Genomic DNA, 11221 nt, shown 5'->3' on the forward strand with positions numbered 1-11221 from the left:
CGTTGCACTCGGCCACGCCGATTCTGCGCTCAGGACGGAGCCGGCGTCGGGGTAGGGCTGTCCCCCGTAGCCGGGCGGGGGCTGGCGCCATGGCCGACTCGGTGGTCGGCGGCAGTGTGCCGGGGCTCCGCGGTGACGAGGCTGAAACCCGTTGATACGGGTCGCTTCGGCTAAGGGGATGGCTATGGCTCACGGGTTCATCGCGCGCATCGGGCAGTGGTGCTTCCAGCACCGGTGGGGGGTGCTCGGACTGTGGCTCGCCGCCGTGATACTCGGCGTCCTCGCGGCCGGGCCGGTCTTCGACGCGCTCGCCGCGAACAACGCTCCCAAGACGATGGAGTCCTTCCGGGGGCAGAACGTGCTGGCCACGCAGTCGACGCAGGGCGACACCGTGATCGGTGTCGTCGACGGGATCGATCCGGCGGCGGCGCCGGTGCGTGCCGACGTGCTGGCCCTGGCCGGGAAGTTGCGCGGGATCGACGGGGTGCACCAGGTGGTGACGCCCTTCGATGACGGTCTGCCGGCCGAGCAGGCGGCGGGGCTGATCGCCAAGGATCACCGCGGCCTGCTGATCCAGGTCACCCTGGCCAACCTCAGCGACGAGGCCCAGGACACCGCGGCGACCGCGCTCACCGACGCCCTGCATTCCGGGGCCGCGACGCTGCGCGGCGACGGACAGCCCGGCGCCCGCATCCGGGTCGGTGGTGGGCCGGTGCTCAACCAGCAGGCCAACGCGCAGGCCGGTGCGGACCTGTCCAAAGCCGAGTCGATGTCGCTGCCGATCACCCTGGTCGTGCTGGTGTTCATCTTCGGGGGCATCATCGCGGCCGGCATGCCGGTGCTGGCCGCGATCGTGTCGATCGCCTTCTCGATGACGATGCTTCTCGTGTTCACGAAGTTCACCGAGCTCGACTCGAACGCGGTCACGATCGTCACGCTGCTCGGGCTGGGGCTGTCCATCGACTACGGCCTGCTGCTCGTCGCGCGGTACCGGGAGGAGCTCGCCGCCGGCCACGACCCCACGGTCGCCGTGAGCCGGGCCTGGGCCACGGCGGGGCGGACGATCGCGTTCAGCGCCCTCACCGTCGCCGCCGCCCTGAGCGGCCTCCTGCTGTTCGGCATCACCGGCCTGTCCGCCCTGGGCGCGGCCGGGATCTCGGTGGCCATCGCCGCCATGCTGGTGTCGCTTACCTTCACCGCCGCGCTGATCGGCCTGGCCCGCAAGCGCATCAAGCCGTCGAAGCGGGCCGCTCGCCGGGCCGCCGAGTCGGGGTTCTTCGCCGGGCTGGCCCGCATCGTGCAGCGCCGGCCGGTACTCACCACCGTCCTGGGCGGCGCCGCCCTCGTCGCCGTCGCGCTGCCCGCCCTCGGCACCAGCATCCACCTCGACGACCTCGGCGCGCTGCCGCCGAAGATGGAGTCGGTGCAGGTCGAGCACGAGCTGACCGGCAACTACGGGCAGAGCGCGGCCCCGGCCGTCATCGTCGTCGCCCACACCGGCCCGGCCGATCTCGACGCCTGGGCGGCCCGGTTCGACGGCACGCCCGGCGTCGCCCTGGTCCACCCGGCCGAGGACGCCGGCAACGGCCTGGCCACCATCGGCTTCGAGGCCACCGGCGACCCCGAGGGACCGGCCGCCCAGGACCTCGTCGAGCGGATCCGGGCCGACCGCCCCGGCGGCGGCGAGTCCTGGGTGACCGGCAGCGGTGCCTTCGTCGCCGACGTGGTCGGCCAGATCACCGACCGGCTGCCGCTGGCCCTCGGCGTGACGCTGCTGGCGATGGTCGTGCTGCTGTTCGCCATGACGGGCTCGGTGGTGGTACCGCTGAAGGCCGTCCTCATGAACCTGCTGTCCCTGGGGGCCACGTTCGGGGTGCTGACCGCCGTCTTCCAGCACGGGTTCCTGGCCGGGCCGCTCGGGGTGCTGACCGTCGGCGGGCTGAGCCCGTTCACGGTGGTGAGCGTCTTCGCGTTCGCGTTCGGGCTCTCGATGGACTACGAGGTCTTCCTGCTGGGCCGGATCAAGGAGTACACCGACAAGGGCTTCCCCACCGATGTGGCCGTCCGCCGCGGGCTGCAGCACTCGGGCCGGATCATCACGTCGGCGGCGCTGCTCATGGTGATCGTGTTCGGCTGCTTCGTGACCGGCGAGATGGGCGGGGTGCAGCAGATCGGCCTCGGGCTGGCGGTGGCGGTCGCGGTGGACGCGACGCTGGTCCGGTGCGTGCTGGTCCCGGCGACGATGACGCTGCTGGGCCGGGCGAACTGGTGGGCCCCGGCCTGGCTGCGGCGCCTGCACGGCTTCATCGGCCTCAGGGAGACGGTGCTGGACGAGCCCGAGATCGCGGCCGCCGAGGCGGCGCCGGTCCGGGTTGCGCCGGTCGGCCCCGCACCGGTCCGGGTTGCGGCGGTCGCCCCCGCGGCGGTCCGGGTTGCGCCGGTCGAGCCGGTTGAGCCGGCGCCGGTGGCGGAGGGGCGGCGGGGCAAGTCGCTGCTGGTGGCGTACACCTGGTGGCTTCTGCTCGGGCTCTTCGGGGCGCACCATTTCTACCTCGGCCGCAAGCGCTGGGGCTGGACGTACCTGGGCACGGTCGGGCTCCTCGCGCTCGGCTGGCTGACCGACCCGTTCCTGCTGCCCCGCTACATCCGCGCCGCCAACGCCCGGCCGCAGCCGGCGGCGGAACCGGCCCGCGAGCTGGTTCGCTCCTAGCGGTACACCCGGCGGGGCGCCGTTCTCCCGAACTCGGAGCGGCGCCCCGCACCGCGCGCACCAACGGCTCAGCGAGCTTCCGCGGCGGCGAAGTAGTCGCCGTGTTCGAGGTCTTCGAGCAGCGTGTGGTGGCTCGGCGTCCAGCCGAGCAGCTCGCGGGTGCGCGCGCTGGAGACCGGGACGTCGGCGGCGAACACGGCGGCCAGGGGCGCGCTCCCGAAATGCGACGGGGCCTCGTCCACCCCGACCGGCACCACGGGCAGGTCGAGCGTGCGGCCGATCTTCTCGGCGATGTCCCGCAGCGGGACGCCGCTCTCCGCCGTTCCATGCAGCGCGGTTCCGGCCGGCGCCTTCTCCAGCGCGAGCCGGAACAGGGTGGCCGCGTCGAGTCGGTGGACCGCGGGCCATCGGTTGGCCCCGTCCCCGATGTAGGCCGACACGCCGGTCCTGCGGGCGGTCGCGACAAGCATCGCGACGAACCCGTAGTCGCCCGGACCGTGCACCGTCGGGGCGAGACGGATCACGCTGGCGCGCACTCCCCGATCGGCGTAGCCCAGGCAGCTCCGCTCGCCGGGGATCCGATACGCGGCGAACGCATCGCCGTCGGGGGCGTCGGTCTCCTCGCTCACGCGGCCCGGAGTCATGACCATCGTTCCGGACGTCGATACGAACGGTTTGCCGGTACCGGCCAACGCGGCTCCCAGCGTCTCGATCGCGTTGACGTCACGTCTGGTGATTCCGGCCCAGTCGCCGGGCTCGCCGCCGGCGGCCATGTGCACCACACCGTCGGCGGCGGCCGCGCCGATGCGCAGCCGGTCGAGATCGTCGAGCGAGCCGGCGAAAGGCTCCGCTCCCAGCTGGGCCAGGCGATCCGCCGAGGCGGTCGAGCGGGCCAGCCCGGTAACCCGGTGACCCGCGGACAGCAGCTCCGACACGACAGCGGGACCGGTCAGGCCGGACCCTCCGGTGAGGAACACATGCATGGTAGTTCTCCGCAAGCTAATTGGAGCGCGTTCCGTTTCGTCGGCGACGTTACACAACCGGAGCGTGCTCCGCTAGAGTGACGTGGTGTCCCAACCCGTTCGCAGCGACGCGGCGCGCAACCGTCAGGCGCTCATCGAGGTGGCGACGAGGCTGTTCGTCGCGGCCGGGGCCGGCGGCGAGCCCTCGCTGCGGCTGATAGCCCGCGAGGCCGGGGTCGGCATCGGCACGCTGTTCCGGCACTTCCCCACCCGCGAGGCGTTGGTCGAGGCCGTTTACCAGGACCAGGTGCGTCGCCTGACCGATGGCGCGGAGCACCTTCTCGCCGCCCACCCGCCCGCGCAGGCCATGCGCCGCTGGATGGACCTGTTCAGCGAGTGGCTGGCCACCAAGAACGGCATGATCGACACCCTGCGCGCCATGATCAACAACAAGCAGCTCGGCTCTGCGCACACCCGCACCGAACTGCTGGCCGCCATCGACAAGATCCTCGCCGCCGGCCGCGCCGCCGGCGACATCGGCGCGCACGCCACCTCCGAGGACGTCGCGGCCGGCCTCATCGGCATCTTCACGGTGGCCCCGATCACCAGCAGCAGCGAACAGGCCGCCCGGCTGCTCGACATCTTCATGAACGGCATTTCCGCACCCACCACCGGCGAGAAGACGCTGCCGGCCCTAGGTTCCGTGTAGTGGACCTTGCCCACCTCGGCGCGCCGATCGGTCCGATGACCCGCGTCCACGGCGGGTTCGCCAACCGGCTGTACCGGCTCGACACCGATCAGGGGTCGTTCGCGGTGAAGGAGATGAACCTCCTCGATCGCCGCTCGGCCTACCGGGCCGAGGACGTGTTCAGGTTCGAGCGGGCGGCCTTCGCCGCCGGCATCGCGATGCCAGAGCCGATCTCGGTGAGTGACCACACACTCGTTCATCGATGGGTCGAAGGCGAAAAGATTCCCGAGGCACCGGTACCAGCGGCGTACGCGTTCGAGATCGGTGAGATTCTCGCGCGCATCCACGCGCTCGACGTGGAGTGGACCGACGACTCGACCGAGGACCCGGCGTCACGGGACTGGCCCGAGCTCGCCGAGCGGGCGACGGCGACCGGACAGCCCTGGGCCGCCGAACTCACCGCCCAGGTCGAGACGTTCCTCGCGATCGCCCACTTCGTCGACACCTGCGAGCGACCGGGCCCGGTCGTGCTGACCCACAAGGACATCCAACCGTGGAACCTGCTCGCCCATGAGGGCCGGCCGGTGGTGCTGGACTGGGAGCTCTCGGGGATGCTCGACCTGTCCGGTGAGCTCGGCTCGACCGCGCTGAGCCTCGCGAAGGGGCCGGGCTTCGACGACATTCGGCCCGCCGTCTTCCGCTCGGTCCTCGACGGCTACGTCGCAGGGGGCGGAGCGCCGCCGCCGTGGGGTCCGAGCTGGTTCGTGTTCATGATCGATGGCTGGCTGGGGCACACGAGGTGGAACATCCTGCGCTGCCTCGCCGGTGTCGAGGCGGGCACCGGCCCTGACCTCGCGCTGTCGCACGAGTCCGCACGCAACGGCGTGCGCGGCCTCCCCGTCCTGTTCGGCCGGCTTCCGGAACTGCAGGAGCTGCTCAGGTACCGGTGACCCTGCCCCTGCAAGAACCGGTGCGGTGTGCGCCTCGAGCCGGGCGCACACCCGCACCCCTCGTCCTTACTTCGTCGGGCCGTGCGTGTCGAGCGTGAACGTCTGCAGGTCGGCCGGGGCGTGGTAGACGACCCGGGCGCCGTCCTTCGTGCCGAGCACGTGATACGTGCCGTCGGCGCCCTTCCGGACGCTGTCCACGGTGACCGCCGCGTCCTTGGTCTTCATCGCCGCGGTCACCTTCGCGAGCTCGTCGCCGGTCACCGCCGTGCCCATGTCGTGGCCGCCGCGGCCGCCCCGCCCGCCCGCGGCCTGGGTGACGGTCTTCAGGTCGGCGCTGACGTCGTAGAACACCTTCGCGCCGTCCTTCGTGCCCAGCACGTCGTACGAGCCGTCCGGGTCCTTGCGCACGGCCGTCACCGTGACCGCCGAATCCTTGGCCTTCATCGCCGCGGTCACCTTCGCCAGCTCGTCGCCGGTCACCGCCGTGTCGGCCGCCCCGCCGCCGCGACCGTGGCCGCCCGATCCGGTGCTCGCCGAGGCGCTCGGCGCCGGGGCGGCCGTCTCCGCACTGGCCAGCGACGCCGCCCCGAACACGAACACGCCCGCGCCCACCACCCCGGCCGCCGCCAGACCAACCCGCCGAATCGCCTTCACCGACATACCGAACTCCTCGCCATCCCCGGCGCCGGCTCACTGCCCGCGCTCACGAAATCACAGAGTCGGGACCGTTCCTGGCAGGGTCCTGGCACGGACCTGGCGTACACCTGGCATTGGCGATTCTTATCCCGCTCTTATCCACCGGCGGAGCTCGGATGCGCGGCGATGCGGGCCAGCTCGTCGCCCCGCCCGTGCATGTACCGCTGCCGGGCCCAGCACGTGAAGGCGGCGAGCGCGGCCGGCGACGAGCCCGGCGACCACGCCTCCTCCTTGGTCAGGTCGAAGTAGGTGAGCAGCTTGAGCTCGGGGTACGCGCCCGACCGCAGCGTCGTGTTCATGTCCCTGAGCCACTGGGCCTTGTCGCCGCCGTCCTCGGTCGACGCGAACTCGCCGATCATCACCGGGCGGTTCGGCGCGACGGTGCGGGCCTTGGCGTAGGCGGCGGCGAAGGTCTGGTCGAAGGTTGTCCAGTGGTCGACCGCCGGGTCCCACGAAGGGCCGAATCCCCAGTTGTACCCGTCGATGCCAACCCAGTCGACGTAGGCGTCGCCGGGGTAGGCGGCCGCCGGGTCGTTGTAGGGCGCGTCCGGTGACGAGCCGTTGTTGAAGGCCCACACCCATTGCACGTTGCGCGCGCCGGCGGCGGCGACGAGGTCGTGCACGTGGCGGTACGCCCGCACGTACAGGGTCGGGTCGGCGTTGTTGTTCGCGATGCCCCACGGGTACCAGTTGCCGTTGAACTCGTGGCCCCAGCGGACCAGGATCGGCATGCCCACGGCGGCGAACTCCCTGGCGCGGGCCGTGATGTAGCCGTCCCACGAGCCGTCGATGACGTCCCGCAGGTGGATCTGCCCGGGGTCGTTCGGGCCGAGGGCGGTGTCCCACGGTTCCCAGGTGTAGTGCGGCATGATGCCGTGGCGCCAGAGCGTCTTGGCCTCCGTCACCGGGAAGGGGCGGCCGCTCCCCCAGCTGTCGAACCACATCACGCTGGCGGGGGTGACACCGTAGAGGCTTCTGACATTGGCGGCGATCGTGGTGGGATCCTCCTCCCGGAACATGCCCAGGTAGCGCGTCGGCGGCGTGTCCCGGCCGGCTCCGGCCGCGGCGGCGGTGCCGGTGCCGGACACCACCAGCGCGACGGCGGCGGCCGCCGCACACAGCAGCGTTCGCATCCGCATGTTGCCTCCTTGTCGATGATGAGAGCGCTCTCCCGGCGGTCCGTCGATAGACGGCGGCGATTGGTAGCGCTTCCAGTCCCCAAGCTAAACGATCGATGCCCTCGACGTAAAGAGGCCTTGACACGCAGGCGCCGACATCCCACCCTTCATCGGCGTCACTGGATTGGCGACTGGAAGCGCTTCCAAATCTGGAGGTACCTGGACAACCAGTCGTGCCCGAGCGGCTGCTCCGGCAAGCCCTACGCCTCCGGCGAGTACCGCAGCAACGACCTGTTCTCCTACGGGCGTTTCGAGACGCGGCTGAAGGCCGTCAAGAACCCCGGCACCGTGACCTCGTTCTTCACCTACACCGGGCCCAGCGACGCGCTGACCGCCACCTACGACTGGGCGCGGTACACCAGCTACTGAAACCCGGTCAGGCCGATTCCCGCACGACGATCCGCGTGGGCAGGATGAGCGACGCCGGTTGGGCGCCGTCCAGCAGCTCGACCAGCATGCGGGCGGCCTCGCGGCCCAGCGACTGCACCGGCTGGTGCATGGTGGTGAGCTTCGGGTCGGTGTGCAGCGCGATCGGCATGTCGTCGAAGCCCACCACGGCCACGTCGCCGGGGACCGTGCGGCCGGCGTCGCGCAGCACCCGCATGGCCCCGGCCGCCATGTTGTCGTTGGCGGCGACCACGGCGTCGAGGTCCGGTCGCGCGCCCAGCAGCGCGCGCATGGCCTCGACCCCGCCGGCCTCCATGAAGTCGCCGGGGGCGGTGGCGTACGGCTCGAGGCCGGCCAGGAGCAGCGCCTCCGCATAGCCGCGAAGACGTTCCCGGCCCACGGCGGTGTCCTCGGGCCCGGCGATCATCGCGATGCGGCGGCGGCCGCCGCGGATCAGGTGCTCGGTCGCCGTCCGTGAACCGCCGGCGTTGTCGACGTCGACGTAGTAGGGAGGCGTCCCGTGCACCGGCAGGCCGACGAACACCGTCGGCAGGCCGGACTTGGCGGCGATGTCGACCAGGGGGTCGGCGCCGCGCGTCGCGACAAGCATCACGCCGTCGGCCCCGCGGGTCTGCAGGAAGTTCCGCAACCGCCGCTGGCCGTGGTCGTTCGTGGCCAGGCTGAGCATGAGGTGCAGGTCGGTCTTCTCCAGCGCGGCGGACGCGCCGACGATGACCTGCGCGAAGAACGGGTCACCGAACACCTCGGGCCCGTCGCCGGAGACCGCCAGCACGACGACGCCGGTCTGGCGGGTGGCGAGCGCCCGCGCGCTGCGGTTGGGGGTGAACCCGAGCTCCCGGATCGCCTTCTCGACCGCGTCCCGCTTGGCGCGGCTCACGTTGGGGCCGTTGTTGATGACCCGGGAGGCGACGGTGCGGGAAACACGGGCGCGCTCGGCGACCTCATCGAGGGTCGGCGGTCGAGACGGCACCGGTGACGGCATGTGTGGTACCTCCGCTCGCGGTCCCGCCATGGTAGGTAGCCCCGCGCGGACCTGTAAAGCTGCCCGCCGGGGCCGGACGTGCGGGTCCTACGCAGATCGGGGAGAGCGGCGCGCGCGGCGGTGCGAGAATGCGATCATGACCGAGTACCGGGCCCACTTCGGCTTCGACATTGCATTTGCCAACGGCGGTTCGCTGGCCGGTGAGGGGTTCCGGCTCGACCTGCCCGCGCCGGACCTGTCCGAGGCGGCCATCGGCGCGCTGCTCGTGCGGCATCTCGGGCTCGCGCTCGTTGGATCGGTACACCTGCGGGATCTTGAAATCGTCGAGGAGACGCACCGGGGTAGCCGGGGAGTCGAGACGGCGCCTGTCGCTGCGCGCGTTGTCGATCTGAGTCACCGCATCCGGGCCGGGCTCGTCACCTATCCGGGGCTACCCGCGCCGACGATCGCGCCGCACCTCACGCGCGAGGACTCGCGTGCCCGGTACGCGGCCGGCACCGAGTTCGCGATGGACATCATCACGATGATCGGCAACACCGGCACGTACCTCGACGCGCCGTTCCACCGGTACGCCGACGGGGCCGATCTCGCGCGGCTCGACCTCGCCACGCTCGTGGACCTGCCCGCCGAGGTGTTTCACCTGCACGACGCGTGGGGCGCCGATGCGCGCGGCATCCGGGCCGCGACCCTCGCCGATCGGGGCGTGCGCGGCGCCGCGGTGCTGCTCGACACCGGGTGGAGCCGGCACTTCGGCACGCCGGAGTACGGGCGCGGGGCGCCGTTCCTCACCGGTGAGGCGGCCGAGTACCTCGTCGAGGCCGGCGCGGTGCTGGTCGGCATCGACTCGGTAAACATCGACGATGCCGAGAGCGGCGGGGAGCGCCCGGCGCACAGCGTCCTGCTGCGGGCCGGCGTCCACGTCGTAGAGCACCTCACGAACCTGGCCGCCCTGCCCGCCCGCGGCGCGCGGTTCACGGCCGCGCCGCCGGCGGTGGAGGATTTCGGCACGTTCACGGTGCGGGCCTTCGCCCGCCTGCCGTAGCGGCGTCGGGCGGAGCTCCCCGGCCCGGGATCCGCCGGACCGGGGAGCTCGATCAGCAGCCGGTCACCGACCCCCGCAGCGGACTCCGCCCGGACCCGCCTTCGGCGGCCGTAGCCGCCACACTCCGAACGAGCAGACGACCACGAAGACCCCCGCGATGACCACGAAGAACCACGGCGGCGCGACGATCGACTCCCGCACCTTGCCGCACGGGTCCGACGCCGAATAGTGCACACGGGAGCGGCCGCCGACGCTGATCTCGCGTGCCGGCGGGTTCGAGCCCGTGTCCACCCGCGACTCGCAGGTCCGCCCGGTCGCGTCCACGAACGTGACCTCGTACACCCGGCGGCCCGGCGCATTCGTCATGATCTTGACTACGGTGGCGTCGACGGTCGCGCCGCGGGCATCGTCGATCGCCTGCCCGGCGGCCGCCGCCCCGGCGGCCAGGAACACGACCGCCGCCACCAGCAGCACGACGCGGCCCGCCCGACGGTTCCCTCGATCTCGCCGAGTCTGCATGCCCGTACGCTACCTGCCGTTGTGGTAGAACAAGATCACCGTGCCGCTGTCCCCGCTGGCCAGGCCGCTCCCCTTGCTGGGCACCTTCACACCGACCTTGTCGGACAACCCCACGCCGCCCATCAATGTATGGACCGGCTGCTTGGCGTCGTTGCTTCCCCAGGCATAGCTGCCGGCGACCGGCCCACCGCCGGCCTCGACCGTGTCGAAGTGTCCCGCCTGATCGGCGATGTCGCCGTCCGACAGGACGCCTTGAATGGACACGCCCGCGCCGGCCTGTACCCCCTGGCTGGTCCCGCCGGTCGCCCAGATGCCCCAGCCGTGCGAGTCGATGCCGATGCAGACGGACCCGCTGACGCCGAACCAGGCCGCGGCGCCACCAGCCAGGCAGATTCCCATCGTCCCCGGGCCCGAGGCGGAACGGCATTGGTACATCCCCGTGCCGTGGATGACGAGACATCCGCCCTCCACCTCGACGACGACCCCTTCGGAGCCGTCACCCGGGGCGACGACGACGCCCTTGGGCATGATCAGCAGCCCGCTCGCCGTCGGCCGGCTGCCCGTGTCCGGCGGGCCGGGATTCGGGTTGGCCGGCATGACCAGCGGCCCGCTGGCCGTGGGGCGGCTTCCCGGGTCGGGGACCTCGGAGTTGGTCCAGCTGGCGCAGCCCTCCACGCTGATTGCGCAGCCCGGCTTGTTGTTGGGGACCTTCTTGCGGGGATCGGTACCCCCCTTGCCGTAGTGCGGTGCGCCGCAGTTCTCCAGGTGCGTGAGGGAGCACGGGTACTCGAACGCGGGCGAGTCGGTGGGAGCGTGGTCGTTGTAGAGGCCGGCCGGGTCGCTGCCGTTGACCGGATCGTTGCCGGCGTAGCCGTAGCCGCCGATCTGGTTGAGGTCGTTGCCCTCGAAGACCGGGTCGCGCTGCAGGAACCGTCCGGTGAGCGGGTCGTAGTTGCGGGCGCCGAGCAGGTCCAGGCTCGAGGCCGGGTCGGCGGGCTGGTTGACGAAGGCCCGGTTGTCGGCCCAGGCGCCGGGCGCCGTGCCGCGGGTGCCGCCGAACGGGGTGAAGTACCGCCGGGTCTCGGT

At 71.8% G+C, this 11221-nt stretch carries 11 protein-coding genes; 5 read left to right on the forward strand and 6 right to left on the reverse strand.

From position 1 onward, the window contains the following. The first annotated feature begins 184 nt into the window (after positions 1-184). Positions 185-2710, forward strand: coding sequence for an MMPL family transporter (locus tag AB0B76_RS53080; RefSeq protein WP_360392167.1), 2526 nt, complete (start codon positions 185-187; stop codon positions 2708-2710). Between the two features lie 68 nt (positions 2711-2778). On the opposite strand, the gene AB0B76_RS53085 is transcribed toward AB0B76_RS53080, so the two are convergent. After that, on the reverse strand, positions 2779-3693 hold the full coding sequence (locus AB0B76_RS53085; RefSeq protein WP_360392170.1) for an SDR family oxidoreductase: 915 nt from the start codon (positions 3691-3693) through the stop codon (positions 2779-2781). Between the two features lie 85 nt (positions 3694-3778). On the opposite strand from AB0B76_RS53085, the gene AB0B76_RS53090 reads away from it, so the two are divergent. Beyond that, a complete protein-coding gene (locus AB0B76_RS53090; RefSeq protein WP_360392173.1) occupies positions 3779-4381 on the forward strand; it encodes a TetR/AcrR family transcriptional regulator in 603 nt (200 codons plus the stop codon). Continuing rightward, positions 4381-5310 carry an aminoglycoside phosphotransferase family protein gene (locus AB0B76_RS53095; RefSeq protein WP_360392176.1) on the forward strand — a complete coding sequence of 310 codons (930 nt, stop codon included), beginning with the start codon at positions 4381-4383 and terminating at the stop codon, positions 5308-5310. The genes AB0B76_RS53090 and AB0B76_RS53095 overlap by 1 nt, the downstream gene beginning before the upstream one ends. 66 nt (positions 5311-5376) lie before the next feature. On the opposite strand, the gene AB0B76_RS53100 is transcribed toward AB0B76_RS53095, so the two are convergent. Further along, positions 5377-5970, reverse strand: coding sequence for a hypothetical protein (locus AB0B76_RS53100; protein WP_360392179.1), 594 nt, complete (start codon positions 5968-5970; stop codon positions 5377-5379). A 131-nt stretch (positions 5971-6101) separates the two neighbouring features. Further along, complete coding sequence (locus AB0B76_RS53105) at positions 6102-7145, reverse strand: glycosyl hydrolase (protein WP_360392182.1); 1044 nt, start codon at positions 7143-7145, stop codon at positions 6102-6104. A 117-nt stretch (positions 7146-7262) separates the two neighbouring features. Here AB0B76_RS53105 and AB0B76_RS53110 point away from each other — a divergent pair, with 117 nt between their 5' ends. Continuing rightward, a complete protein-coding gene (locus tag AB0B76_RS53110; RefSeq protein WP_360392185.1) occupies positions 7263-7553 on the forward strand; it encodes a family 16 glycosylhydrolase in 291 nt (96 codons plus the stop codon). Between the two features lie 7 nt (positions 7554-7560). On the opposite strand, the gene AB0B76_RS53115 is transcribed toward AB0B76_RS53110, so the two are convergent. Continuing rightward, on the reverse strand, positions 7561-8574 hold the full coding sequence (locus AB0B76_RS53115) for a LacI family DNA-binding transcriptional regulator (RefSeq protein WP_360392188.1): 1014 nt from the start codon (positions 8572-8574) through the stop codon (positions 7561-7563). Positions 8575-8710: 136 nt separating this feature from the next. Here AB0B76_RS53115 and AB0B76_RS53120 point away from each other — a divergent pair, with 136 nt between their 5' ends. Beyond that, entirely contained in the window at positions 8711-9616 is a 906-nt protein-coding gene (locus tag AB0B76_RS53120; RefSeq protein ID WP_360392191.1) for a cyclase family protein, read from the forward strand. Positions 9617-9679: 63 nt separating this feature from the next. Here the strand turns inward: AB0B76_RS53120 and AB0B76_RS53125 are convergent, their stop codons facing one another. Further along, the gene (locus tag AB0B76_RS53125; protein WP_360392193.1) at positions 9680-10135 is read right to left on the reverse strand and encodes a DUF3592 domain-containing protein; all 456 of its coding nucleotides are present in this window, start codon (positions 10133-10135) and stop codon (positions 9680-9682) included. 9 nt (positions 10136-10144) lie between these two features. Then, positions 10145-11221 (reverse strand): RHS repeat-associated core domain-containing protein (locus AB0B76_RS53130; protein ID WP_360392196.1); only part of this gene is annotated, 1077 nt, incomplete at its 5' end.

Source organism: Dactylosporangium sp. NPDC049140, from assembly GCF_040648435.1.